General features: G+C 73.1%; 23 protein-coding genes. 12 read left to right on the top strand and 11 right to left on the bottom strand.

Going from position 1 to position 24648, the window contains the following annotated elements; all coding sequences use genetic code 11:
• The first annotated feature begins 9 nt into the window (after positions 1-9).
• Positions 10-501: a hypothetical protein gene (locus tag MVA48_RS04920; RefSeq protein ID WP_246986428.1), complete on the top strand. Its 492-nt coding sequence runs from the start codon at positions 10-12 to the stop codon at positions 499-501.
• A gap of 113 nt (positions 502-614) precedes the next feature.
• Here MVA48_RS04920 and MVA48_RS04915 read toward each other — a convergent pair whose 3' ends face one another.
• Entirely contained in the window at positions 615-1097 is a 483-nt protein-coding gene (locus MVA48_RS04915; protein ID WP_246986426.1) for a hypothetical protein, read from the bottom strand.
• Positions 1098-1523: 426 nt separating this feature from the next.
• On the opposite strand from MVA48_RS04915, the gene MVA48_RS04910 reads away from it, so the two are divergent.
• On the top strand, positions 1524-1985 hold the full coding sequence (locus MVA48_RS04910; protein ID WP_246986424.1) for an arginase family protein: 462 nt from the start codon (positions 1524-1526) through the stop codon (positions 1983-1985).
• Here the strand turns inward: MVA48_RS04910 and MVA48_RS04905 are convergent.
• The gene (locus tag MVA48_RS04905) at positions 1982-4522 is read right to left on the bottom strand and encodes a DEAD/DEAH box helicase (RefSeq protein ID WP_246986422.1); all 2541 of its coding nucleotides are present in this window, start codon (positions 4520-4522) and stop codon (positions 1982-1984) included. The genes MVA48_RS04910 and MVA48_RS04905 overlap by 4 nt on opposite strands.
• Before the next feature lie 116 nt (positions 4523-4638).
• Between MVA48_RS04905 and MVA48_RS04900 the strand changes: the two genes are divergently transcribed.
• Positions 4639-5496, top strand: coding sequence for a glucose 1-dehydrogenase (locus MVA48_RS04900; RefSeq protein ID WP_246986420.1), 858 nt, complete (start codon positions 4639-4641; stop codon positions 5494-5496).
• 81 nt (positions 5497-5577) lie between these two features.
• Here the strand turns inward: MVA48_RS04900 and mmuM are convergent, their stop codons facing one another.
• The gene (mmuM, locus tag MVA48_RS04895) at positions 5578-6474 is read right to left on the bottom strand and encodes a homocysteine S-methyltransferase (protein ID WP_246986418.1); all 897 of its coding nucleotides are present in this window, start codon (positions 6472-6474) and stop codon (positions 5578-5580) included.
• A gap of 32 nt (positions 6475-6506) precedes the next feature.
• Between mmuM and yidD the strand changes: the two genes are divergently transcribed.
• The 3 genes from yidD to argG are packed head-to-tail and all read left to right on the top strand — an operon-like array spanning position 6507 to position 8994.
• Positions 6507-7007 (top strand): membrane protein insertion efficiency factor YidD, encoded by a 501-nt coding sequence (gene yidD / locus MVA48_RS04890; protein WP_246986416.1) that lies wholly within the window; start codon positions 6507-6509, stop codon positions 7005-7007.
• 50 nt (positions 7008-7057) lie between these two features.
• A complete protein-coding gene (gene arfB / locus MVA48_RS04885; protein WP_246986414.1) occupies positions 7058-7498 on the top strand; it encodes an alternative ribosome rescue aminoacyl-tRNA hydrolase ArfB in 441 nt (146 codons plus the stop codon).
• 47 nt (positions 7499-7545) lie between these two features.
• Positions 7546-8994 (top strand): argininosuccinate synthase, encoded by a 1449-nt coding sequence (argG, locus tag MVA48_RS04880; protein ID WP_246986412.1) that lies wholly within the window; start codon positions 7546-7548, stop codon positions 8992-8994.
• On the opposite strand, the gene MVA48_RS04875 is transcribed toward argG, so the two are convergent.
• The 3 genes from MVA48_RS04875 to MVA48_RS04865 all read right to left on the bottom strand — a co-directional run bounded on the left by MVA48_RS04875 (position 8991) and on the right by MVA48_RS04865 (position 11306).
• The gene (locus MVA48_RS04875; RefSeq protein WP_246986410.1) at positions 8991-10196 is read right to left on the bottom strand and encodes an RNA polymerase sigma factor; all 1206 of its coding nucleotides are present in this window, start codon (positions 10194-10196) and stop codon (positions 8991-8993) included. The genes argG and MVA48_RS04875 overlap by 4 nt on opposite strands.
• Before the next feature lie 4 nt (positions 10197-10200).
• Positions 10201-10551: a YciI family protein gene (locus tag MVA48_RS04870; protein ID WP_246986408.1), complete on the bottom strand. Its 351-nt coding sequence runs from the start codon at positions 10549-10551 to the stop codon at positions 10201-10203.
• Positions 10552-10646: 95 nt separating this feature from the next.
• Positions 10647-11306: an N-acetyltransferase gene (locus tag MVA48_RS04865; RefSeq protein WP_246986406.1), complete on the bottom strand. Its 660-nt coding sequence runs from the start codon at positions 11304-11306 to the stop codon at positions 10647-10649.
• A 179-nt stretch (positions 11307-11485) separates the two neighbouring features.
• Here MVA48_RS04865 and MVA48_RS04860 point away from each other — a divergent pair, with 179 nt between their 5' ends.
• From MVA48_RS04860 to MVA48_RS04845, 4 genes are all read left to right on the top strand, one after another.
• Positions 11486-14068: a molybdopterin oxidoreductase family protein gene (locus MVA48_RS04860; protein ID WP_246986404.1), complete on the top strand. Its 2583-nt coding sequence runs from the start codon at positions 11486-11488 to the stop codon at positions 14066-14068.
• Entirely contained in the window at positions 14068-16599 is a 2532-nt protein-coding gene (nirB, locus tag MVA48_RS04855) for a nitrite reductase large subunit NirB (RefSeq protein WP_246986402.1), read from the top strand. The genes MVA48_RS04860 and nirB overlap by 1 nt, the downstream gene beginning before the upstream one ends.
• On the top strand, positions 16596-16943 hold the full coding sequence (locus MVA48_RS04850) for a Rieske (2Fe-2S) protein (protein WP_246986400.1): 348 nt from the start codon (positions 16596-16598) through the stop codon (positions 16941-16943). Before nirB ends, MVA48_RS04850 begins: the two co-directional genes overlap by 4 nt.
• Positions 16944-17089: 146 nt before the next feature.
• Positions 17090-18517, top strand: a complete 1428-nt coding sequence (locus MVA48_RS04845) for a toll/interleukin-1 receptor domain-containing protein (RefSeq protein WP_246986398.1) — start codon at positions 17090-17092, stop codon at positions 18515-18517.
• Positions 18518-18574: 57 nt separating this feature from the next.
• Here the strand turns inward: MVA48_RS04845 and MVA48_RS04840 are convergent, their stop codons facing one another.
• Entirely contained in the window at positions 18575-18763 is a 189-nt protein-coding gene (locus MVA48_RS04840) for a hypothetical protein (RefSeq protein WP_246986396.1), read from the bottom strand.
• Between the two features lie 100 nt (positions 18764-18863).
• The gene (locus MVA48_RS04835) at positions 18864-19652 is read right to left on the bottom strand and encodes a hypothetical protein (RefSeq protein ID WP_246986394.1); all 789 of its coding nucleotides are present in this window, start codon (positions 19650-19652) and stop codon (positions 18864-18866) included.
• 147 nt (positions 19653-19799) lie between these two features.
• Here MVA48_RS04835 and MVA48_RS04830 point away from each other — a divergent pair, with 147 nt between their 5' ends.
• A complete protein-coding gene (locus MVA48_RS04830) occupies positions 19800-21185 on the top strand; it encodes an MFS transporter (protein WP_246986393.1) in 1386 nt (461 codons plus the stop codon).
• A 110-nt stretch (positions 21186-21295) separates the two neighbouring features.
• Positions 21296-21871, top strand: a complete 576-nt coding sequence (locus tag MVA48_RS04825) for a GNAT family N-acetyltransferase (RefSeq protein ID WP_246986391.1) — start codon at positions 21296-21298, stop codon at positions 21869-21871.
• Here MVA48_RS04825 and MVA48_RS04820 read toward each other — a convergent pair.
• The 3 genes from MVA48_RS04820 to MVA48_RS04810 are packed head-to-tail and all read right to left on the bottom strand — an operon-like array spanning position 21861 to position 24642.
• Entirely contained in the window at positions 21861-22973 is a 1113-nt protein-coding gene (locus MVA48_RS04820; RefSeq protein WP_246986389.1) for a uroporphyrinogen-III synthase, read from the bottom strand. The genes MVA48_RS04825 and MVA48_RS04820 overlap by 11 nt on opposite strands.
• Positions 22970-23614 carry a uridine kinase family protein gene (locus MVA48_RS04815; RefSeq protein ID WP_246986387.1) on the bottom strand — a complete coding sequence of 215 codons (645 nt, stop codon included), beginning with the start codon at positions 23612-23614 and terminating at the stop codon, positions 22970-22972. Before MVA48_RS04815 ends, MVA48_RS04820 begins: the two co-directional genes overlap by 4 nt.
• Positions 23593-24642 carry an MBL fold metallo-hydrolase gene (locus MVA48_RS04810; RefSeq protein WP_246986385.1) on the bottom strand — a complete coding sequence of 350 codons (1050 nt, stop codon included), beginning with the start codon at positions 24640-24642 and terminating at the stop codon, positions 23593-23595. Before MVA48_RS04810 ends, MVA48_RS04815 begins: the two co-directional genes overlap by 22 nt.
• Between the last annotated feature and the right edge of the window lie 6 nt (positions 24643-24648).

The raw sequence follows: 24648 nt of genomic DNA, 5'->3' as shown, positions 1-24648 counted from the left end.
AGGTGCGTCATGGGGGACGCGAACGGGAACACCGCGGAGAGGGACGAGCGACGCAGGCGCGCGGCGGCGCTCCGGGCGCTGTCGGAGCAGACCGCCGTCGGCGACCTGAGGCATCCGTCGCCCGCGCTGGAGGAGGCGCGGCGCGTGTTCGGTGGGGACCGGGACCTGCTGCTCGCCGCGCACCAGCGCTGGCAGGTGACCCTGCTGGCGCGGCTGGATCGAGCGTTGGAGCAGGGGACCGGGGACCCGCACGACGCCGTCTGCGCCGCCGTCAGCGAGGTGGGACGGGTCATGCCCGGTCTGGCCGCGCTCCTGCAGGCGCACGGGGACGACCCGGTTCTCGCCGGTGCGCGGCGGCGGCTGGCTGCCCATGTCGCGCGGGCCTGCCCGTGCGGCCGGTCGCACGAGCCGGTGCGCCAGGATGCTCCGGCCCGTCGGCCCGCCCGGTGCCTCGTCGCCCGGGTGGGCGAGCAGCTGGTCGACTGGGGTCGGCGGCTTTGAGCCCGGCCGGTGGGTCGCCGCCCGGGCGCCGGGCGCTCTGCACACCGGCCCTCGGCCGCTGACCGCTCCGCAGCGCACAGCGGAGTCAGCTCAGCGGAGTCAGCTCAGCGGAGTCAGCTCGGCGGTGGGGGAGCGACGGCGACGCGGGGTGGGGTCAGCATCGCCTTGAAGGCGCCGAGCAGACCGAACGCCGGGACGGCGACCGCGAACCACATGCCGAGCGCGAACCGGTCGGCGCGCCAGTCGCCGTCCTCCAGCAGGGCGACGACCGCCCATCCCGCGGCCAGGGCGACGAACAGCGCGAGCACGCCGACGAGCCGGTGGGCCCGCGCGGGCACGAGCAACGACAGCCCGAGCAGCAGGAGCAGACCTCCCGACAGGACGACGACGAAGGGCTGCCAGAGGTCGCTGCGGGCCAGTTCCCGCGGCCCGGACCCCAGGACGTCGAAGCCCTGCCCGACCAGCGACAGGCCGATGACGTCACCGCCGCGCAGCCACGGCAACCAGAGACTGACGTTCGTGACCACGCCCGCGAGGACCAGGAAGGTGCTGCCGACGTGGTCGGGCCGGCGGAGCGGCACCAGCCGAAGTGGCACGCCGTCGACCGGGACCGCCGGAGGGGGCGCCCCCGGGACGGTGGCTCCTTCCCAGGCGGCGTACGCGGGCCCGTGGGTTCGCCTGCGTGGTCGTCGCGAGCCGGGTCGGTGCGGCTGCTGCAGGCGCTGGGTCATCGGTTCCTCCGACGGCGCAGGCGTGGGGAGACGCGTGCTGTTCATCACGATAGGACCGGACGCGACCCGTGGGAGCGGTCCGAGCGTCACGATTCCGGAACGAGGACTCCCGTTCCGGCGTGTCGCACTCCAACGGCCTGGTCGCGTCCTGAGCAGGACCGATGCCCGACCGCGTGGCCGGCCCGGGCGCGTGATGGTGGGATCGACGCCGTGCGGCAGCGACTCCCGGCCGCGCGGCGGTCCGACTGCTCGCGGCGCCCTGGGACTCGGGCCACCGGGAGGCCCGCATGGGTGGCGGTGGGCCGCTGCTGGCGTCGGGCGACCGCACGGATCCCGGGGTTCGCGCCGCTGCGCGAGGAGGACGTGCTGCTGGTCGGCGCCCGGGACCTGACTCCCGAGCAGGCGGCGGTGCTCGATGACGCGGCCCTCACCTGGCTGCCTCCGGCGCGGCTCCGGCGCCCGGGGGAGGTGGCGGCGGCGCTGGACGCGCTCGCGGAACGGGTGGACGGGCTGCACTTCCACGTCGACCTGGACGTGCACGATCCGTCGATCGCCCCGGCCAACGGTTACGCCGCCCCGGACGGGCTCTCCGCGGCCGACGTGCTCGAGGTGCTGGCGCTCGCGGCGCTGCGCCGTCCCGTGGTGTCGGCAACCCTGGCCTCCTTCGACCCCGACTACGACGTCGACGGTCGGATGCTGGCGACCGGCCTCGAGCTCCTCGAGGCGCTGGCCGGCGCAGCCGGTCCGAATTAGTCCTTGCGGCCCGCGTCGACCAGGCGCAGCACCGCGGTCCCCTCCTCGTCGGAGGCGTCGAGGTCCACCTCGACGTCGAGGCCCCAGTCGTGGTCGCCGGCCGGGTCGTCGAGGATCTGCCGCACCCGCCAGAGCCGCGGCTCGGTCCGGTCGACGATCAGCAGCGCGGGCCCGCGGGCGTCGGCGCCGGTGCCCAGCTCGGCGTGCTCCTCGAAGTACGCCCGGACGACCGGCTCCCAGCGGTCGGCGTCCCAGCCCGAGGCCGAGTCCAGCTCGCCCAGGTCGTACCAGCGGCGGCGCGCGAAGAGCTCCACCCGCCGGAACAGCGCGTTGCGCACCATCGCGGTGAACGCCCGCTCGTTGGCGGTCAGCGGCCGGGGACGTGCCGGAACGGCGACCTCGGCGACCGGGCCGTCGTCCGGACTGGTCAGCGCCTCCCACTCGTCGAGCAGCGACGAGTCGACCTGCCGGACCAGCTCGCCCAGCCACTCGACGACGTCGGTGACCTCTTCGGTGCGGGCGGCCGCGGGGACCCCGGAGCGCAGCGCCTTGAATGCGTCGGACAGGTAGCGCAGCACCGCGCCCTCGGCCCGGGTCAGCCCGTAGGTGTTGACGAACTCGCGGAAGGTGAACGCCCGCTCCCACATCTCGCGGACGACGGACTTCGGGGACAGCGCCGCGTCGGCGGCCCAGGGGTTGGTCTGCCGGTAGACGTCGTAGGCGTGGCCGAGCAGCTCCTGGAGCGGCCTGGGGTAGCTGATCTCCTCCAGCAGCTCCATCCGCTCGTCGTACTCGATGCCCTCGGCCTTCATCTGGGCCACGGCCTCGCCCTTCGCCTTGTTCAGCTGCGCGGCGAGGATCTGCCGGGGGTCGTCGAGGGTCGCCTCGATGACGCTCACGACGTCCACCGCGTACGTCTCCGACGCCGGGTCGAGCAGCTCGATCGCCGCGAGCGCGAAGGTGGACAGCGGCTGGTTGAGGGCGAAGTCCGGCGGCAGGTCGACGGTCAGGCGGTACCGACGCCCGTCGGCGTCCGGGACGTCGAGCCGCTCCAGGACGCCGGCCTGCAGCAGCGAGCGCGCGATGCCGATCGCGTCGCGGATCAGCCGCAGCTGCTTCGTGCGCGGCTCGTGGTTCTCGGTGAGCAGCCGGCGCATCGCGACGAACGGATCGCCGGGCCGGTCGACGACGTCGAGGACCATCGCGGTCGTCACGCGCATGTGGCTGGTCAGCTTCTCCGGCTCGGACCCGATCAACCGGTTCATCGTCGACTCGTTCCACGGCACCATGCCCTCGGGCGCCTTCTTGCGCACGAGCTTGCGGCGCTTCTTCGGGTCGTCGGCGACCTTCGCGAACTGCTTGAGGTTCTCCACCTCGTGCTCCGGCGCCTGCACGACGACCGTCCCGGCGGTGTCGTAGCCGGCGCGCCCGGCCCGGCCGGCGATCTGGTGGAACTCGCGGACCTGCAGCAGCCGGGTGCGGGTGCCGTCGTACTTGGACAGCGCCGAGAAGACGACGGTGCGGATCGGCACGTTGATGCCCACGCCCAGGGTGTCGGTGCCGCAGATGACCTTGAGCAGGCCGGCCTGGGCCAGCTGTTCGACCAGGCGCCGGTACTTGGGCAGCATCCCGGCGTGGTGGACCCCGATGCCGTGGCGGACCAGCCGTGACAGCGTCGTCCCGAAGGCGGAGCTGAACCGGAAGCCGCCGATCATCTCGGCGATCGCCGCCTTCTCCTCCTTGGCGCAGACGTTCACGCTCATCAGCGCCTGCGCGCGCTCCAGGGCCGAGGCCTGGGTGAAGTGGACGACGTAGACCGGCGCCTGCTTGGTGTCCAGGAGCTCCTGGATCGTCTCGTGCATCGGCGTCGTCGCGTAGTAGTGGTGCAGCGGCACCGGGCGCTCGGCGTTCGCGACGAGCGCGGTGGGCCGGCCGGTGCGGCGGGTGAGGTCCTCGCGCAGGAACGTGACGTCACCGAGCGTGGCGCTCATCAGCAGGAACTGCGCCTTCGGCAGCTCGAGCAGCGGCACCTGCCAGGCCCACCCGCGGTCGGGGTCGCCGTAGAAGTGGAACTCGTCCATGACCACGAGGCCGATGTCGGCGTCCGCGCCTTCCCGGAGGGCGATGTTGGCCAGCACCTCGGCGGTGCAGGCGATGATCGGGGCATCCCGGTTCACCGCCGCGTCGCCGGTGAGCATGCCGACGTTGGCCGCGCCGAAGACGCCGCAGAGCGCGAAGAACTTCTCGCTGACCAGCGCCTTGATCGGCGCGGTGTAGTAGCTGCGCCGGCCCGCCGCCAGCGCGGCGTACTGCCCCCCGGTGGCGACCAGCGACTTTCCCGAACCTGTCGGTGTGGCGAGGACGACGTTGTTGCCGCTGACCAGTTCGATCAGCGCCTCCTCCTGCGCCGGGTAGAGGACGGTGCCGTTCGACTCCGCCCACTCGGCGAAGGAGGCGAACAGCTCGTCGGGATCGGCGCCCTTCGCCTGGAGGGTCCTCAGGTCGGCGGCGTCGTCGAGCAGCGGGGGAGCGGTCATCGTGGACGACAGCGTGCCTGACGGCTGTCCGCTTCCCGAGCAGGCGGTCCGGTTCCGCCGTGCACAGCGGGGGTAGGCCGGGATCGATCCGGAACCCGATACCGCAGGAGAGCTCCATGTCCGAGCCGCGCCCCGAGTCCCAGCCCGCTCAGCAGCAGCGGCCGCCCGGCGTCCTGGGTGAGATGACCCCGAAGCCCGATCACGGCGAGGAGAGCTACCGCGGCTCGGGCAAGCTGACGGGCAAGGCGGCCGTGATCACCGGCGGAGACAGCGGCATCGGCCGCGCGGTGGCGATCGCGTTCGCGCGCGAGGGTGCCGACGTCCTGATCTCGTACCTGAACGAGCACGAGGACGCCCAGGACACGGCCAAGTACGTGGAGGAGGCCGGGCGCCGCTGCGTGCTCGTCGCCGGCGACATCTCCGACCGCGCCCACTGCAAGACGATCATCCCGAAGGCGGTCGAGGCGTTCGGCAAGGTGGACATCCTGGTCAACAACGCCGCCTACCAGATGAGCCACGACACGCTGGAGGAGGTCTCCGACGAGGAGTGGGACCACACCGTCGCGGTGAACCTGAGCGCCATGTTCACCCTGACCAAGGACGCGATCCCGCACATGCCGCCCGGCGGCTCGATCATCAACTCGTCGTCGGTCAACTCGGACATGCCCAGCCCGAACCTCGCGCCGTACGCGATGACCAAGGCTGGCATCGCGAACTTCACCGCGAGCATGGCGCAGATGTACGCGGACAAGGGCATCCGTGCCAACAGCGTCGCCCCCGGGCCGATCTGGACGCCGCTCATCCCGGCCACCATGCCGGAGGAGAAGGTGGAGAGCTTCGGCCAGCAGGTGCCTCTGGCGCGACCCGGCCAGCCGGCAGAGCTGGCCCCGGTCTACGTGCTGCTGGCCAGCGACGAGGCGTCCTACGTCTCCGGCGCCCGGGTCGCGGTCACCGGCGGCAATCCCATTTTGTGACCGGGCGCCATGATCAGGTGACCTGATCATCGGGTGTCCTCCCTCACCGCACACCGTGAGGGAGGACACCTTCGGATCAGGTCACCTGATCATCGCCGCGATCGCGGACACGTCGGCCGGGCGGACGCGGCAGCAGCCGCCGACCAGGCGGGCGCCCCCGAGCACCCACGTGGGGACGAGGTCCGGCGAGATGCCCGGCGAGCCCGTCCAGCGCCGCCCGGCGGGGTCCCACTGCTCGCCGCTGTTCGGGTACACGACCACGGGTTTGTCGCTGGTCGCCGCGGCCGCGATCCCGGACCGGACGCCGGCCGGGTCGGTGCAGTTCACTCCGACGGCGACCACGGCGTCGACTCCGACGGTCATGGCGAAGACGTCGGCCGCCAGCTCACCCCGGCGGGTGCGGGCGAGGCCGGCGGCGTCGACGACGGTGGTCAGCGACAGCCAGACGGGGACGCCGAGGTCGTCGGCCTCCGCGATCAGCGCCTCCGCCTCGGCCGCCGCGGGCACCGTCTCGCACGCCAGCACGTCCGCGCCGGCGTCGGCCAGCAGCGCCATGCGCGGGCGGTGGAAGGCGCGCAGGTCGCCGACGCCGACGTCGGCCACGTACGCGCCGGTGTACTCCGATCCGTCGGCGAGCATCGCGCCGTAGGGGCCGACCGAGCCGGCGACCCAGCCCGCACCCTGTCCCTCGCGGGCCAGCGCGACGGACGACGCGATGAGCCGGCGCGCCTCGGCCTCGTCGACGCCGGCCGCGCCGAAGCCCTCGACCGTCGCCTGGTAGCTGGCCGTCGTCGCCACCTGTGCACCGGCCGCGGCGAACGCGGCGTGCGCGGCGAGGATCGCTGCGGGGTCGTCCCTGAGCAGCCGCGCGGACCACAGCGCCGAGCCGACGTCGTGCCCGCGTGCCTCGAGCTCGGTCGAGAGGCCGCCGTCGAGGACGACCGGACCGGTGAGCAACGCATCGCCGAGGGAACGCATGCCTGCGATCCTCCCGCGGTACTGCCGAACCCATGGTCTTCATCTGGAGCAGCGGCTGGGGTCCGCGCCGCCGCCGCCCTCCGCGCCGGGGCTACAGGCCCGGGTACGGCCCGCACTACGGCGCCGGCTACGGCCCGCCCTACGAGTACGGGTACGGCCGCCGCAACGACAGCTGCCTACGGGACCTGCTGCTGCTCAACACCGGGTGCTGCCTGGCCAACTTCATCGGCTGCGGCACGGACTCGTTCCTGCTCGCTCCTGCGACCCTCCGCCGGGTGCGCACGAAGGGCACGGGAGAGCGGGGCACGAGGCTCGCCGACCGGATGGTCGCCGTCGTCCGGATCTACCAGCGCGAGATCAGCCCGACCCGGCCACCGTGCTGCCGGTTCACGCCCACCTGCTCGAACTACGCCGTCGAGGCCCTGCACCGGCACGGCGCCGCCCGCGGGTCGTGGTTGACGGTCCGGCGGTTGGTCCGCTGCCGACCCGGCGCGGCCGGCGGCGCGGACCCCGTGCCCACCCGAGCGGGGTAGCAGGGGCGCGCTCTCCGCGCCCCGCCACTCAGTTCCGTCAGACTGGAGCGGTGGCCGGGCCCGACGACGCCAGCGGTGACCTCCCGGTCATCGGTTCCCTCGTCGTCCCCGCGGGAGCCCTCGGCTGGCGGTTCTCCCGCTCGTCCGGCCCCGGGGGGCAGGGCGTGAACACGGCGGACTCGCGGGTCGAGCTGTTCGTCACTCCGCTCGAGCTGCCCGGCCTGAGCGAGCACCAGCGGCAGCGGCTCGCCGCGCGGCTGGGCGACCGGCTCGTCGACGGGGTGCTCACCGTTGCGGCGAGCGAGCACCGGCAGCAGCTGCGCAACCGGCAGGCCGCACGGGAGCGGCTCGCCGCCGTGCTGCGTGCCGCCCTCGCACCGCCGCCTCCCGCCCGGCGGCGGACGAAACCGACGAAGGGGTCGCAGGAGCGCCGTATCGAGGCCAAGAAGCAGCGCGGGCGGCTCAAGAGGCAGCGCCGCTCCTGGGATTGAGGACCTCGGTCGTGCATGGTCATGCATAATCGTGCATACTCGTTCACGTGTCCAAGGTGCTCACCTCCCTCCCGGTCGGCGAACGCGTCGGCATCGCTTTCTCCGGTGGTCTCGACACCTCCGTGGCGGTCGCGTGGATGCGCGACAAGGGCGCGGTGCCGTGCACCTACACCGCGAACATCGGTCAGTACGACGAGCCCGACATCGATTCGGTCCCGGGGCGGGCGGCCGCCTACGGCGCCGCGATCGCGCGGCTGGTCGATGCACGGGCGGCACTGGTGGAGGAGGGGCTCGCCGCCCTGACCTGCGGGGCGTTCCACGTCCGCTCCGGCGGTCGCAGCTACTTCAACACCACCCCGCTCGGCCGCGCGGTCACCGGCACGCTGCTGGTGCGGGCCATGCTCGAGGACGACGTCCAGATCTGGGGTGACGGCTCCACCTTCAAGGGCAACGACATCGAGCGCTTCTACCGGTACGGGCTGCTGGCCAACCCCTCGCTGCGGATCTACAAGCCCTGGCTCGACGCCGACTTCGTCACCGAGCTCGGCGGGCGCAAGGAGATGTCGGAGTGGCTGGTCGCCCACGGACTGCCCTACCGGGACAGCACCGAGAAGGCGTACTCCACCGACGCCAACATCTGGGGCGCCACGCACGAGGCGAAGACCCTCGAGCACCTCAACACCGGCATCGAGACCGTCGAGCCGATCATGGGCGTGAAGTTCTGGGACCCGAGCATCGAAATCCCCACCGAGGACGTGACCATCGGGTTCGCCCAGGGCCGGCCGGTCACGATCAACGGCAAGGAGTTCCCCTCCGCCGTCGAGCTGGTCCTGGAGGCCAACGCGGTCGGCGGGCGGCACGGCCTGGGCATGTCCGACCAGATCGAGAACCGCATCATCGAGGCCAAGAGCCGGGGCATCTACGAGGCCCCGGGCATGGCGCTGCTGCACATCGCCTACGAGCGGCTGGTCAACGCGATCCACAACGAGGACACCGTCGCCACGTACCACAGCGAGGGTCGGCGGCTCGGGCGGCTGATGTACGAGGGCCGCTGGCTGGACCCCCAGGCGCTGATGCTGCGGGAGTCGCTGCAGCGCTGGGTCGGGATGGCGGTCACGGGTGAGGTGACGCTCCGGCTCCGTCGCGGTGAGGACTACTCGATCCTCGACACGGCCGGCCCGGCCTTCAGCTACCACCCCGACAAGCTGTCCATGGAGCGGACGGAGGACTCGGCGTTCGGGCCGGTCGACCGCATCGGTCAGCTCACCATGCGCAACCTCGACATCGCCGACTCGCGCGCCAAGCTGGAGCAGTACGCCGCCCTGGGCATGGTCGGCGGCGCGGTGGCCGACGGCTGCGGCAGCGTCGGGGCGGCCGCGACCGGCCTGATCGGCGCGATGCCCGAGGGCGGCGCGGAGGTGATCGCCTCGCGCGGCGAGGTCTCCGCCGACGAGGAGCTGCTGGACCGCGCGGCGATGGAGTCCGGGACCGACTAGCCGAGCCGGCCGAGGCGACGCCGCAGGAACGCCCGCTCGGACTCGTTGCCGGTGCGCTCCAGGGCGGCCACGTACGCCTGCCGCGCCTCGGTCGTGCGGCCGAGCCGGCGCAGCAGGTCGGCACGGACGGCGTGGAACGAGCGGTGCCGGCCCAGGTCGAGCGCGTCGACCAGCGACAGCCCCGCCTCGGGACCGGCGACCTCGGCCACGGCCACCGCGCGGTTGAGCGCCGCCACGGGGCTGGGTGCCAGCGCGACCAGCAGGTCGTAGAGGGCGACGATCTGGGGCCAGTCGGTGTCCGCCGCCGTCGGGGCAGCGCTGTGGACGGCGTTGATCGCCGCCTGCACCTGGTACGGCCCCGGCTGGTCGCGGCGCAGGCAGCGGCGCACCAGCTCCTGGCCCTCGGCGATCAGGTCCCGGTCCCACCGCGCACGGTCCTGGTCGGCCAGCAGCACGAGCCCGCCGTCGGGGGCGGTGCGCGCCGCCCGGCGCGAATGCGTGAGCAGCATGAGGGCCAGCAGGCCGGTGACCTCGGGCTCGTCGGGCATGAGCTCGGCGAGCACCCGGCCGAGCCGGATCGCCTCGGCGCACAGGTCGTCCCGGACCAGCCGATCGCCGGAGCTCGCGTCGTGTCCCTCGGTGAAGACGAGGTAGACGACCACGAGGACGGCGCGCAGCCGGTCGGGCAGCTCGGCCTCGGTGGGCACGCGATAGGGGATGCGGGCGTCCCGGATCTTGCTCTTCGCCCGCACCAGCCGCTGGGCCATCGTCGGCTCCGGGACCAGGAACGCCGCGGCGATCTCCGCCGTGGTCAGCCCGCCGAGCAGCCGCAGGGTCAGCGCCACCTGAGCGGGCACGGCAAGTGCGGGGTGGCAGCAGGTGAAGATCAGCCGGAGCCGGTCGTCGGTCACGGGACCCGCCTCCTCCCGTTCCGGCTCGGCGGTGAGCCGAGCGGCCTGCACGTACCGGTCGGTCCGGGATGCCTCGCGGCGCAGCCGGTCGATGGCCCGGTTCCGAGCCGTGGTCACGATCCAGCCGGCGGGGCTGGGCGGTATCCCGTCGGCCGGCCACCGCTGGACGGCGGTCAGGAACGCGTCCTGGACCGCCTCCTCGGCGGCGTCGATGTCGCCGAGGAGGCGGACGAGGACGGCGACGGCGCGGCCGTAGTTCTCGCGGAAGACCTGCTCGACGTCCCCGTTCACGTGGTCAGAACGACTGCATGACGGGCCGCACCTCGACCGGCAGGCCACCGAGGATGCCGGCCAGCTTGCCGGCCCAGCGGAGGGCGTCGTCGAGGTCCCGGGCCTCGATCACGTCGAAACCGCCGATGAACTCCTTGCTCTCCGCGTAGGGGCCGTCGGTGATGAGGACGCCGTTCCCGTCGGCCCGGACGACGGTCGAGGACTCCGGCGGGTGCAGCGCGGCGGCGAACACCCAGGCACCGGCGGCGCGCATCTCCTCGTTCAGCGCCGCGAGCTCCCGCATCACCGGCTCCAGGTCCTCGGGCGGGGGCACTTCGCCCACCGGCTGGATGATGTTGAGCAGGTACTGGGGCATGTCGTCCTCCTCGGATCGGCTCCGGCCTCCTGCCGGATGCTCACCCCCTGTACGAACGGCTCCGGCCCGGATCGACAGCGCAGGGTCGCAGATTCTCAGCGGTGGAGGGGCTGCCGCACCAGCACCCACAGCGGGAGCTCGTCGTCCGCCGTCCGCGTCGTCTCGGCGACCTCGAAACCGAAGCCCCGCAGGAATCGGACGTTGGCCCACGAGAAGGCCGACGCGGCGGCGACGGTCGCCTCGGCGTCGCAGCGGACGAGGACCGGTGCCAGGACGGCGGCCGCCCGCCCCTGCCGCCGGGCGGACGGCCGCACGCCGAGGTGGGCGAGCCACCAGTGCGGCCCGGCCGGACGGGCGGCGGCGACGAGGGCGGCGGTGTCGCGCACTGCACGCCAGCGGTCCGCCGCCAGGTACGGCAGCTCCCGGCGGAGAGCGGCGCCGACGTCGGCCGGCAGCGGCGGGCTGTCCGCCGCACCGTCCGGTGGCTCCCAGACGGCGACCGCGTCGACGTCGTCGGTCACCCACGCGGAGCGCGTGGCGACTCCGCGGTGCCCCGCGTCCAGCTCGTGCAGCCTGGTCAGGCGCTGCATCCGGCCGTCGTCGGGCAGCGCCCACCGGGTCCAGCGGGAGTCGGCGAGCGCGACGGTCAGTGTCGCGGCGATCCGCGGCACGTCGCGCTGCTCGGCGAGCCGGACGTCGGGGCCCTCCTCGTCCGGGTCGTCGATCCGCTGGACGGTGGGACGGCGGGCGGTCACGTCCTCCATTCGACCACCGGGGGCGAAACCGCGGTTTCGGCCCCGTCTGGAGGGGGCCTAAACCGCGGTTCTGGTCGTCCGCGGCCGCACAGTCAGCCCACGCCGGGGGTGAGGACGACGGAACGCAGCGTTGACGCCCGTGTGGCCGACGGGTAACGCCCGGGACAGACCCTCGTTCCATGACCGCCGCCGCCCCGCAGTCCGCCGGCCGCGGGCCGGGGACGGCGCGGACCACGCTCACCCACTGCCCGTACTGCTCGCTGCAGTGCGGCATGAGAGTCACGGCGGGCGACCGGCCGGCCACGCTGGTGCCCGCTGACTTCCCGACCAACCGGGGCGGGCTGTGCTCGAAGGGCTGGTCGTCGACCGAGCTGCTCGACCACCCCGAGCGGCTGCTCCGGCCGCTGATCCGGGCCACGCCGGGCGATCGCACCAGCCCGCTGGTCGAGTCGACCTGGGACGACGCCCTCGGCCGGCTGGTGGAGGCGATCGGCGCCACGCAGGCCCGCCACGGGCGCGACGCCGTCGGCTGCTTCGGCGGCGGGTCGCTGACCAACGAGCAGGCCTACCAGTTCGGCAAGTTCGCCCGCATCGCCCTTCGCACCAGCGCCATCGACTACAACGGCCGGTTCTGCATGTCGTCTGCGGCCGGCGCGGCCAACCGGGCGTTCGGCCTGGATCGCGGCCTGCCGTTCCCGCTCCGCGACATCGCCGAGGCCGACGTCGTCGTGCTGGTGGGCAGCAACCCGGCCGACACCATGCCGCCGGCGATGCAGTACTTCGACGAGGGCCGCGCCCGCGGCGCGAAGCACTTCGTGGTCGACCCGAGAAGGACCAACACCGCCAAGAACGCCGAGCTGCACCTGCAGCCGCTGCCGGGCACCGACCTCGCGCTGGCCAACGGCCTGCTGCACATCGCGATCGCCGAGGGGTTGGTCGACGGGGAGTACGTGGCCGCGCGCACCACCGGCTTCGACGACGTCCGGGCCGGCGTCGCCTCGTACTGGCCGGACCGCGTCGAGCGGCTCACCGGCGTGCCCGTCGCCGACCAGCGGCGCACCGTCTTCGCGCTGGCCCGGGCCGAGAAGGCGATCGTCCTCACCGCCCGCGGCGCCGAGCAGCACCGCAGCGGCACCGACACCGCGCAGGCATGGATCAACCTCGCCCTCGCCCTCGGCCTGCCCGGCCGGCCGGGCAGCGGCTGGGGCACCGTCACCGGCCAGGGGAACGGGCAGGGCGGACGGGAGCACGGACAGAAGGCCGACCAGCTGCCCGGCTACCGGTCGCTGAAGGACCCTGCCGCGCGCGCGCACGTCGCCGCCGTCTGGGGCGTCGACCCGCACGACCTGCCGATGCCCGGCGCGTCCGCGTTCGAGCTGCTCGATGCGCTCGGCACCGAGGGCGGGGTGCGCACGCTGCTGGTGCTGGCGAGCAACGTCGCGGTGTCGGCGCCGGACGCGCGACGGGTGATCAGCCGGTTGGGGGATCTGGACTTCCTCGCGGTCAGCGACTTCTTCCTCTCCGAGACCGCCGAGCTCGCCGACGTCGTCCTGCCCAGCGCCATGTGGGCCGAGGAGGACGGGACGATGACCAACGTCGAGGGCCGGGTGATCCGGCGCCGGAAGTCGCTCGACCCGCCGTCCGGCGTCCCGGACGACCTCCAGCTGCTGGCGACGCTGGCCGATCGCCTCGGTGCCGGCCACCTGTTCAGCGGGGATCCCGAGACGGTGTTCGAGGAGCTGCGTCGCGCCAGTGCCGGTGGCGTCGCCGACTACTCCGGCATCAGCTACCGGCGGATCGACGACGAGCAGGGCGTCTTCTGGCCCTGCCCGTCCCACACCCACCCCGGCACGCCGCGGCTGTTCGCCGAACGGTTCGCCACCTCCGACGGCCGCGCCCGGTTCCTCCGCGTGGACCACGTCGACGCCTCCGAGCCGCCGGACGCGTACTACCCGTTCGTGCTCACCACCGGCCGGGTGCTCGCCCAGTACCAGTCGGGCACCCAGACCCGCCGCACCCGCAGCCTGAGCCTGATCGCCCCGACGGCCCGAGCCGAGCTGCATCCCGACCTGGCCCGGCGGCTGGGCATCGGGCCCGACGACGTCGTCGAGCTGACCACCCGCCGCGGTCGGGCCCGGTTCCACGCGCACGTCACCGACACCATCCGGCCGGACGTGGTCTTCGCCCCGTTCCACTGGGGCGGCGGCTCCAGCGCCAACGCGCTGACCGACCCCGCGCTGGACCCCACCAGCCGGATGCCCGCCTTCAAGACCTGCGCGGTCGCCGTCGCCCGCGTCGACGGCCCGGCGGAGGAGATCCCGCCGCCCGCGGCCGCCACCCAGCCGAAGCCGAGCCCCCACGAGCACCCGACCACCCCCGAGCCGCGGCACCCGTCCCGGACAAGGAGCACCCGCGTGAAGAGCACTCCCCGCTTCCTGCAAGGCGTCTTCCCGATCACCGGCGAGGGCCTGGCCAAGCCCGGGCCGGGCGACCCAGCACTCCGCTACACGGTGCCGAACGGCCAGTCGGCCCAGGCGCTGTACTTCCGCGGCGGGAACTCGACCGGGGAGCTGGTCTACGTGCTGCTGGTGCGCGACGGCGAGCCGATGCGCTGGTTCCCCATCGGGGCGAAGGGTGACGTGCACGTGCCGCTCCGGGTGGTCGAGGACCTGCCCGGCGGCACGGTCGTCGAGCTGCACGCCGCGGCGCCTGAGGGCGTCGCCGGCGAGCTCGTGGTCGACCTGGGCCTGGTGGAGGTCTGATGACAGCGATTCTCGGCGGCCGCCCCGGCGGCCTGACGTCGATCCACCTCGACGAGGACGACCTCGACACCCGCGCGCGCCTGGTCGTCGTGGGCAACGGAATGGCCGGCGCCCGCCTCGTCGAGGAGGTGCTCGAGCGCGGCGGTGCCGACCAGTTCCGCATCACCGTCCTCGGGGACGAACCGCACGGGAACTACAACCGGATCATGCTGTCGCCGGTGCTGGCCGGCGAGGAGCACGAGGAGGACATCGTCCTCAACAGCCACGACTGGTACGCCGACAACGGCGTCACCCTGCGGGCCGGCGTCCGGGCCGAGCGGATCGACACCGCCGCCAAGGTCGTCCACGCGGCCGACGGCAGCGCGACACCGTTCGACCACCTGGTGCTGGCGACTGGCAGCTACTCGTTCGTCCCGCCGATGGCCGGGGTACGCGGGGACGACGGGGAGCTGAAGCCCGGCGTGTACGGCTTCCGCACCATCGACGAGACGCGCGCGATGCTCGACGCGGTCGGCCGGTGCACGCGCGCGGTCGTCATGGGCGGTGGCCTGCTCGGCCTGGAGGCCGCCCGCGCCCTGCAGGGGCACGGCCTGCACGTCGAGCTCGTGCACGCCGCGCCCCACCTCATGAACATGCAGCTCGACGCCGAGGCGGGCGCGATCCTCAAGAAGAGCGTCGAGTCGCTCGGCATCACGGTGCACCTCGACGTCTTCGCCACCGAGGTGTTCGGCGACGGGCACGTCGAGGGCGTGGGTCTGGCAGACGGACGGCGGATCGACGCCGACCTGCTCGTCGTCGCCGCCGGCGTCCGGCCCAACACCGACATCGCCGTCCGCTCGGGCCTGGAGGTCGAGCGCGGCATCGTCGTCGACGACCAGCTGCGCACCGACGACCCCGACGTCTACGCGATCGGCGAGTGCGCGCAGCACCGCGGCGAGGTCTACGGCCTGGTCGCCCCGGCGTGGGAGCACGCCACGGTGCTGGCCGACGTCCTCACCGGTGCCGACCCCGACGCCGAGTACCACGGCAGCCGGACGGCGACGAAGCTCAAGGTCGCGGGCGTCGACGTCGCCGTCATGGGCGTCAACACCCCCGAGCGGGACGACGACGAGTTCCTGGTCGTCTCCGAGCCCAAGCGCGGCGTGCACCTGTCGGTGGTGATCCGCGACGACAAGCTGATCGGCGCGACGCTGCTCGGCGACACCCGCAAGGTCGCCTTCCTGACCCAGGCCTTCGACCGCGGTGCGCCGCTGCCCGAGGAGCGGATCCGGCTGCTGGTCGATCTCTCCGACGGCGCAGAGGACGTCGGGGTTGCGGAGATGCCGCAGGACTCGCAGGTGTGCAACTGCAACGGCGTCACCAAGGGCGCGATCTGCGGCGCGGTGGCCGACGGCTGCGGCAGCGTCGGGGCGGTCATGGACCGCACCCGCGCCGGCAAGGGCTGCGGTTCGTGCAAGAGCCTGGTCAAGCAGATCGTGGAGTGGGCCGCCGACGGCGAGGTCGCCGAGGACCCGGCCGCGTCGTACTACGTGCCCGGCGTGCCGATGCCGAAGCCGGAACTCATGCGCGCCATCCGCGAGCACGACCTGCGCAGCGTGTCGGCGGTGTTCGCGACGCTGGCGCCGGGCGGCCAGGACGACGCGAAGTCGAAGATGGGCCTGACCTCGCTGCTCAAGATGATGTGGGGCCACGACTTCGTTCCCGAGAAGGACGGCGAGTTCATCAACGACCGCGTCCACGCCAACATCCAGCGCGACGGCACGTTCTCCGTCGTCCCCCAGATGAAGGGCGGCGTCACCACCCCGACCCAGCTGCGGAGGATCGCTGACGTGGCCGAGAAGTACGAGGTGCCGATGGTCAAGGTGACCGGGGGCCAGCGGATCGACCTGCTCGGGGTCCGCAAGGAGGACCTGCCGGCGATGTGGGCCGACCTCGGCATGCCCAGCGGCTACGCGTACGGCAAGAGCTTCCGGACCGTGAAGACGTGCGTGGGAAGCGACTTCTGCCGCTTCGGGCTCGGCGACTCCACCCAGCTGGGCATCGACCTCGAGACCCGGTTCCAGGGCATCGAGAGCCCGGCGAAGATGAAGCTCGCCGTCGTCGGCTGTCCGCGGAACTGCGCCGAGGCCTACGTCAAGGACGTCGGCGTCGTGGCCATCGGCAACGGCAAGTGGGAGGTCTACGTCGGCGGCGCCGCCGGGGCCAGCGTCCGGAAGGGCGACCTGCTGGCCACCGTGGACTCACCCGAGGCCGTGCTCACCCTCGCGGGCCGGTTCATGCAGTACTACCGCGAGAACGCCAACTGGCTGGAGCGCACGTACGACTTCGTGCCCCGCGTCGGCCTGGAGAAGATCAAGCAGGTGCTCCTGGAGGACAGCGACGGCATCTGCGCAGACCTCGACGCCGGCATGCAGCGGTCGATCGACGCCTACACCGACCCGTGGGGTCAGGACCGCGAGCAGCCCGCGACGCCCGGCCAGTTCCGCTCGTCGCTTCCCCTGATCCCGCTGCCGAAGGTGCCTGTCCGATGAGCCTCACCGACGTCACTGCTGCCCCCGCCGTCACGACCGGGCCGAGGGCGCACGTCGTCGGCCCGGTGGACGAGGTGCCGCCGGGGGAGGGGCGGGCGTTCGTCGCCGGCGACACGCAGGTGGCGGTGTTCCGGCTGCGCGACGGCTCGCTGCACGCGACCCAGGCGGCCTGCCCGCACGCCGGCGGGCCCCTGGCCGACGGCCAGACCGACGTGAACGTGCTGGTCTGCCCACTGCACCTCTACGCGTACCGGTGGTCCGACGGCTCGTCGACCAGCGGGGAGACGCCCATCCGGACGTACCCGGTACGCGAGCGCGACGGCTACCTCGTCGTCGAAGTGTGACCGAGGCGTAGCCGTCGCTCTCCGTCGCCAGGGCATTACGGCTCTACACGGGCCGCATGGCCCCTCGGTACCGTCGCCAGACCCTCACTGGCGCGGCCGTACGGGCTTCGACCGGCCGGCATCACCTGTCATCAAGGTGGTCCACGATGAACATCGTCCTCGCTGACACGACTGTGGACGGCAGGTTCCGCGACGTCCGGGCCGGCCTCGTCGCCGCCGGTCACAGCGTCCGGGCGAGCAACGGCTCACCGTGTGCGGTCGACGAGGACGACCTCCTCTTGCTGCTGGTGTCTTCGGAGGTCGACGGTCGGACGCAGACCGACGTGGCGACGATGATCGGCACGGCACGACGGGTGCACGCCCGGGTAGTCGGTCTCACCGACGCCGCCGACGATGCCCTGCCGCCGGCCGTCCGAGCATGGGAGGTGGACGGGGGCTGGACCCAGATCGATCGCCACGACCTCGACGCGGTCGTGGCGGCGGTCACGTCCGCAGCGTCGGCGCGGGAACCGGTCGAGGAACAGCCCAAGAAGATCCTCCAGCTCGACCTGGGGGAACTCAAGCGGCGGACCCGGGCGGCGCTCGCCCACACCCCGCCCGAGCCGCGCGCCGATCTGCCCCGGCTGTTCATCTCGTACTCCAGGAAGGACGAGAAGGCCGCAGCCGAGGTCATCGACGAACTCCAGCACCGCGGCTTCGACGTGTGGGTCGACAAGACGAACATCGCCGGTGGGTCCTTGTGGCAGCAGAGCATCGCGGACGGGATCAGGCGGCAGGACGTCGTCCTCGTGTTCCTCTCCAGCAACGTGACCGCGCAACCGAAGTGGGTCGTCGCCGAGCTGGCGGTCGCCCAGTCAGCGGACAAGCGCATCATCCCGGTGGAACTGGAGCCGATGCCCGAGCTGCCTGCCGGCATCGAACTGGCGATCTCCGGAAAGCAGACCATCAGGCTCCACCAGGACTACGACGAGGAGCTGCGGAGGCTCTTGTCCGCCATCGGTGGTCCCACCACGTCGGTGGCGCCGCGGGGCGCGCTGGGGCAGGCCAAGCGCATCGCAGCTCGAGCGGGACGCGCGGCCAAGCGCCATCAACTCGGTCAGAAGGCACTGATGGTCGGCGGGGCGCTGGTCGCGGGTGGTCTCACCGTCGCCCGCGCCAGGGATACCGCGGAGGCTCAGCGACTGTCGGCCCAGCAGGCCGAAGCCCGGACCTCGTACGGAGACCAGACGTCCGCCCTGCTGGCCGAAGGGCTGGCGGAGTTGACCCGCACCCGCGACATGCTCGAGAACACCGGCCAGATCGACGTGATGGAGTTCCGTCGCGAGGTCAAGCCGCGCCTCATGCGGATCGTCGGGAAGCTCGAAGGCATCACGCCGACTCTGACCGACCGTGACGTGCTCGACTACCACCACAACCTCGTGCAGACCTTCGAGCGGCTGATCGACGAGTTCGAACGAGTGCTGGAAAGCCGGGACCGCGGGGATGCGGTGGGCTACAAGTACGCGGCCCAACGCGCCAACGACAAGTTCCTGCAGAGCCTCGAGGCGGCACTGCAGTGGGCGAGGGCGTCCTAGCCTGCGGCCACCGGAGTGGTGTCGGCGCGGCCTTGATCCCGTCGGTGAGCCCGACGGCTACCTCCTCGTCGGGTGATCGTCGGCGGCAGCACGCGCCGCCGGGAGCGGCGGGACGACGAGCGGACGACGGCGGCGCCGGCGCAGGTCGGACAGCAGCCGCCGCCGGTGCGCCTCCTCCGCCAGCTGGCGGGCGGCGATCACCGACGCGGTGTCCGGCGGCTTCCCGTCCGACGGCCTGTCGCGCACGCGGGCTCCCCTCGCTGGCCTCATCCTGTAAGACGCGCCGAGGGGCGGAACGGGACACGTTCGTCGGCCACGAATCGGTAACGATTCGCGACGCGCGGGATCACGAGCGGGGAAGCCCCAGATCCGTGAGCGCGGCGACGACTGCGTCCTCGTGCAGCAGGTCGAGCACGAGCAGCCGGTGCACGAGCACGCCCCGGCGGGTGAGCCGCAGGTCCGCGGCGCGCAGCCGTGGCAGCGTCGCGCCCGGGCGCGGGGTCGCCGGAGGAGGAGCGAGCAGCCCGCAGCGCTGCAACTCGGCGACGTCCTCGCGGGCGCCCCACGCCGTCCAGGGGCGGGGGTCGTCCTCGAGCGGCGTCATGGGCAGGGGGATGCGGTCCCGGCGGCCCACCCCGGCCAGCAGCGCCAGCTGCCGCCAGGTCAGCGTCTCGACCAGGCGCAGGGCGGCGTCCACGAGGTCCACGTCGAGGTCGGGGGAGTGGGTGGCCTCGGCCAGCAGGTAACCCAGGTGGCGCACCCGGCGCTCGTCGGCGGAGCGGCGGGCGGCGCCGACGACGGCCTCGGCGAGGTCCTCGGCCACGGGGCGCCGCCCGAGCCGCTCGCCGAAGAAGCCGTCGGTCCGCGCCGTGCGGCCGGTGCGGTGGATCGTCGCGGCGTACTCGACGGCGAAGGCCAGGGCCGCCCCCGCACGCACCCGCTCCCGCGGAACCGCGATCGCCGCGGACTCGCTCGCCACCGTGCGCAGGGCGCCCCCGAACCGATCGTCGACCTGGACGACGGCCGCGCCCGGCTCGAACACGACGGTCGCGGCGGCACGGCTCATCGATCCGGCCACCGGGCTGCCGGCCTCGATCAGCGCGCGGCCGCTCGCTGTCTCGTCGGATGCACTCACACGAGGATCTTCGTCGGTCCGGCCGCGGACCTGCACACCGGCGGCCCGTTCCCTCACCACAGGGGGTCAGCAGCGGTGAGGGAAACGGAACACAGGTTCTCCGGCGGGGCGACGTCCGGGTAACCGGTGGTTGCGACCGTCCTCGTCATGGCCGCCCCCACCCGCGCTCCCCAGACCACCAGTGCACCGCCCGGTGCGCCGACTCCACGGGGAGGGCGTTGGATCGACGACTGGCGCCCCGAGGACCCGCAGTTCTGGGAGGCCACCGGCAAGAAGGTGGCCCGCCGCAACCTGTTCTTCTCGATCTTCTCCGAGCACGTCGGCTTCTCGATCTGGAGCCTGTGGTCGGTGCTCGTGCTGTTCCTGCCAGAGCCCGTGTTCGGCATCGACCCCGCCGGCAAGTTCCTGCTCACCACGCTGCCGACCGCCCTCGGGGCCTTGGTGCGGCTGCCCTACACCTTCGCGGTGGCGACCTTCGGCGGCCGGAACTGGACGATCTTCAGCGCCGCGATGCTGCTCGTGCCGACCGTCGCCACGGCGATCGTCCTGCAGCCGGGCGTCTCCTTCACGACGCTGCTCGTGGTGTCGTGCCTGGCCGGCGTCGGCGGCGGCAACTTCGCCAGCTCGATGGCGAACATCAACGCCTTCTACCCGGACCGGCTCAAGGGGTGGGCGCTCGGCCTCAATGCCGGCGGCGGCAACCTCGGCGTCCCCGTCGTCCAGCTGGTCGGCCTGCTGGTCCTGGCCACGGTGGGGGTGGAGCACCCGCGGGTGATCCTGCTGGCCTACATCCCGCTGATCGTGGTGGCGGCCGTCGGGGCCGCGGTGCTGATGGACAACCTGACGACGGCGCGGAACCAGCCGAAGGCCATGCGCGCGGCGAGCCGGGAGCCGCACACCTGGATCATGTCGTTCCTCTACATCGGCACGTTCGGCTCGTTCATCGGGTTCGGGTTCGCCTTCGGCCAGGTGCTGCAGAACCAGTTCACCGAGTCCTTCGGGACCCCGCTGGCCGCCGCCGCGCTCACCTGGCTCGGGCCGCTCCTCGGCTCGCTGATCCGGCCGGTCGGCGGATCGCTCGCCGACCGGTTCGGGGGTGCGCGCATCACCTGTTGGAACTTCGTCGCCATGGCGGTGGGCGCGTCGATCGTCTGGACGGCGAGCCAGCTCGAGTCGCTGCCGCTGTTCGTCGTCGGCTTCGTGACGCTGTTCGCGCTCAGCGGCGTCGGCAACGGGTCGACCTACAAGATGATCCCGGCGATCTTCCGGTCCCAGGCACTGCAGACGGTGGCCGGCGGCGGCGACCCGGCGGCGGCCGAGCGCAGGGCCCTGCGCATGTCCGGGGCGCTGATCGGCATCGCCGGTGCGGTCGGCGCTTTCGGCGGCGTCCTGGTCAACCTGGCATTCCGGCAGTCGTTCATGACAACGGGCACCGGCGACTCGGCCTACCTCGTGTTCATCGCCTTCTACCTGGTCTGCGTCGCGGTGACCTGGACGGTCTACCTCCGGCCGAAGGCCCTCCACTCGGTGTGACCTCGCCGTCGATCATCGGCGAGTGGCTGCTCGACGCGCCGGCGCGGGCAGCCAACTGCCGATGATCACGGTGGGGCTTGGGTGTCGGTGGGTCCTGCCACGATGGCGGCATGGCGATCGAGGTCCGGCCGGCCAGCAGCTTCGACGACGTCGCGACGATGGTCGGTCCGAAGCGGCCCGACGCGAACGTCTGCTGGTGCCTGAGCTACCGGATCCCCTCGAAGGAGAATCTCGCGCTCCAGGGGCCCGCCCGCGGGGAACGGGTGCGGCGACTGGTGGCCGAGGACCCGCCGCCGGGGGTGCTCGCCTACGACGGCGACGAGGTGGTCGGGTGGGCCGGGGTCCATCCGCGCGCCGACACGACGTTCGCCACCAACCGCAAGATCCCGCACGTCGACGACCTGGACGTGTGGTCCCTGTGGTGCGTCCGGGTGCGGCCCGGGCATCGTGGCCGGGGCATCGCCCACCACCTGGTCGACGGCGCGGTGGAGTTCGCCCGAGTGCATGGCGCACCGGCCATCGAGGGGTATCCCGTCGACAACGCCGGCGAGAAGGTCGACCTGACGATGGCCTACGTCGGCACCGTGAAGCTGTTCGAGCGGGCCGGCTTCGTGAAGGCGGCCGATACCCAGTCGGTGACCAACGGCTTCCCGCGCGTGCTGATGCGGCGCGACCTCAGGTCTTGAGGCGGTAGCCGCGCTTGACGACGGTCTCGACGACCGGCGCGCCGAGCGCGGCACGCAGGCGCGTCACCGCCATCTCCAGTGCGTGACCGTCACCGCCGCCCGGCAGGGAGCACACCAGCTCCGGGCGGGGGACGACGCGGCCCGGATCGAGGGCCAGCTCGCGGAGCACCGCCATCGGGCCCGGCGCCAGCTCGATCACCCGGCCGTCGAGCACAGCCGCGTGGCCGCGGACCTGCAGCGTGTGGTCGCCGACCGCCAGCACCGGGTCTCGCTCGGGCAGCCGGGCGACGACCTCACGGGCCAGGGCTCCGAGACGGGCCCGCTCGGGCTGGCGACTGGGCACGCCGGCCGCGTCCAGCGGGCCGGCGGTGACCGGGCCGACAGCGATGGCGAGCACCCGGTCGTTGAGCGCGGTGATCAGGTCGTCGCGCAGGCCCATGTCGGCGGCCACGCTGAGCAGGCTGGCGGCGGCCGGCGCGCTGGTGAACGTCACCGCGTCGACGGCGCCGGCCAGCACGCTGCTCACCAGGCGGCGGACGGGGGCGACGTCCTCGGGCAGGACCCACCGGTACACCGGCACGGTGAGCACATCGGCGCCCGCGTCCCGCAGGCCCGAGACCAGGTCGGGCAGGGGGTCGCCGTGCAGCTGGACGGCGATCCGCCGTCCCTCGAGCGGCCCCTCGGCACCGGACAGGAGGTGTTGGAGGACCTCCGCCGACGACTCGGACTCCGGTGACCAGGCGTCGACCAGCCCGCCGCCGCGGATGGCGCCGCGCGCCTTCGGCCCGCGGGCCAGCACCCGCGCCGGGCGGAGGTGCTCCACCAGCGGCAGGTCCCAGGCGTCGGCGGCCTCCAGCCAGCCGCGGAAGCCGACGCCGGTGGTGGCGATGACGAGGTCCACAGGCTCGTCGAGCACCTTGCGCGTCGCGGCGACCAGGTCGGCGTCGTCCGAGAGCGGGACGATCCGGATGGCCGGGGCGTAGACGACACGGGCGCCCCGGCGGTCGAGGAGCGCGCCGAGCTCCTCCTTGCGGCGGGCGGCGGTGACCGCGACCGTGTAGCCGGCCAGCGGAAGCGCGTCGGTCGACGCCGTCTCGGTCACCCCTGAATGGTGCGTGCTGCGTGTTGCGCCCATGTGTCGGGCCGCAGCACCGTGAGCCGGCCCGGGCCCTCCTGGCCCTCCCTCGAGCCGTCGACGTGCAGGTCGGCGCGCTCACGCGTGCGCTCGCGTGTGAATTCCGTCGCCTCGGTGCGTTGCCACCGCAGCCACTCGGCTTCCAGCCCGATGCCGTCGCGAGCCAGGCCGCGGGCGATCCGGAGGGCGGGGGGCGCCTCCACCCAGATGCGCAGCGTCGTCCACGCGTCCAGGACCCGGGGGCTGCTCCCGCAGCCCTCGACGACGAGCACCGCGCGGGCCGGAACGGGGGTCGGCTCGGGGGTGAAGCCGGGCACCGTCCAGTCGTACCGGTGGAAGGCGCCGGGACGCCCCTCGGACACCGGCCGCAGGACACCGGCCTGCAGGCGCGCGGCGGCGCCGGTCAGGGTCCAGCCGGCGTACAGGTCGTCGAAGTGGACGACGACGGCGTCCGGGTGCAGCGCCTGCGCGAGCCGCCCGGCGAGCGTCGTCTTCCCGGACCCGGCCGGCCCGTCGATGCACACCAGTCGCGTCCGGCCGAGGCGCGGCGGCGACGCGAGGATGCGCTGCGCCAGCCCGGCGAACGTCAGCGGAGGGCCAGGGTCCACGTCGGCACCGGTCCGTCGCTGCCCGCGACCAGCCCCCGGCTGGCCAGCAGGCGGAGGTGGGCGTCGGTCTCGGTCACCGCGAAGATGCGCATCCGCCGCTCGTACTGCTCCCACGGGCGCGACCAGGTCAGGTGGGCGGCCAGCTGCCACGGCGTCGAGTGCGGGTTGTCCCGGACGGCGGCGAGGAGCTCGGTCAGCCGCCGCTCGTGGTGCGCGGTCAGGGAGTCGACGCGGTCGGCCAGCCCGCGGAACCGCCACTCGTGGGCCGGCAGCACCTCGTCGGCGTCCAGGTCCCGGACGGCGTCGAGCGATGCGAGATAGTCCCGCAGCGGATCGAGGCTGCCCGAGTGGGTCGTCGAGACGTTCGGGCTGATCCGCGGCAGCACGTGGTCCCCGGAGAAGAACAGCCGGCTGTTCTCCTCGGCGAAGCAGAGGTGGCCGGGGGTGTGGCCGGGGGTGTGGACGGCGCGCATCCGCCATCCGGGGAAGTCGCCGTGCTCCCCGTGCTCGAGCAGCCGGTCCGGCATCGCCATGGCGGTGAATGCCTCCAGCCGTTCGGCCGGGCCCACGTCGTCCGCGGCATCCGCGGGATCGGCCCCCAGGCCCACCAGGAACCAGACCTCCGCGGCGGCCATGCCGGCGGCGCCCCGCTCGGACCAGTGGCCGACCGTCGCAGCGTCCGCGGGGTGCATCGCCACCCACGCGCCACTGACCTCCCTGATCCGCGCCGCCAGGCCGAGGTGGTCGAAGTGCATGTGCGTCACGAGCACGCCACGCACGTCCTCGATGCCGCCCCCGATCGACACCAGGCCGTCGGTCAGCGCCGTCCAGCTCTGCTGGCTCTCCCAGCCGGTGTCCAGCAGCCCGAGGCCGCCGCCTGCCAGCGCGAACGCGTAGACGCTGACGTACCGCAACGGGTTGTGCGGGATGGGCACGGGGATCGACCACAGGTCGGCCCGGAGCTGCTCGACCGGGGGCAGGGAGCGCTCCTGCCACGCGGCGTGCTGCGCGGTCCCGGTGACGTCCACGGCGCC

This window comes from Blastococcus sp. PRF04-17 (genome assembly GCF_023016265.1).
Taxonomy (GTDB): domain Bacteria; phylum Actinomycetota; class Actinomycetes; order Mycobacteriales; family Geodermatophilaceae; genus Blastococcus_B.
The sequence above is the reverse complement of the archived record's forward strand: the minus strand, read 5'-3'. Positions and strand labels throughout refer to the sequence as shown.

Bases quoted from the DNA above. Each gene is read 5' to 3' on its own strand.
- MVA48_RS04900 (WP_246986420.1), top strand. From the start codon at position 4,639: ATGTCCGAGCCGCGCCCCGAGTCCCAGCCCGCTCAGCAGCAGCGGCCG.
- MVA48_RS04830 (WP_246986393.1), top strand. From the start codon at position 19,800: ATGGCCGCCCCCACCCGCGCTCCCCAGACCACCAGTGCACCGCCCGGT.
- MVA48_RS04825 (WP_246986391.1), top strand. From the start codon at position 21,296: ATGGCGATCGAGGTCCGGCCGGCCAGCAGCTTCGACGACGTCGCGACG.
- MVA48_RS04845 (WP_246986398.1), top strand. From the start codon at position 17,090: ATGAACATCGTCCTCGCTGACACGACTGTGGACGGCAGGTTCCGCGAC.
- MVA48_RS04920 (WP_246986428.1), top strand. From the start codon at position 10: ATGGGGGACGCGAACGGGAACACCGCGGAGAGGGACGAGCGACGCAGG.
- MVA48_RS04850 (WP_246986400.1), top strand. From the start codon at position 16,596: ATGAGCCTCACCGACGTCACTGCTGCCCCCGCCGTCACGACCGGGCCG.
- mmuM (WP_246986418.1), bottom strand. From the start codon at position 6,474: ATGCGTTCCCTCGGCGATGCGTTGCTCACCGGTCCGGTCGTCCTCGAC.
- MVA48_RS04905 (WP_246986422.1), bottom strand. From the start codon at position 4,522: ATGACCGCTCCCCCGCTGCTCGACGACGCCGCCGACCTGAGGACCCTC.
- nirB (WP_246986402.1), top strand. From the start codon at position 14,068: ATGACAGCGATTCTCGGCGGCCGCCCCGGCGGCCTGACGTCGATCCAC.
- MVA48_RS04860 (WP_246986404.1), top strand. From the start codon at position 11,486: ATGACCGCCGCCGCCCCGCAGTCCGCCGGCCGCGGGCCGGGGACGGCG.
- MVA48_RS04870 (WP_246986408.1), bottom strand. From the start codon at position 10,551: ATGCCCCAGTACCTGCTCAACATCATCCAGCCGGTGGGCGAAGTGCCC.
- yidD (WP_246986416.1), top strand. From the start codon at position 6,507: ATGGTCTTCATCTGGAGCAGCGGCTGGGGTCCGCGCCGCCGCCGCCCT.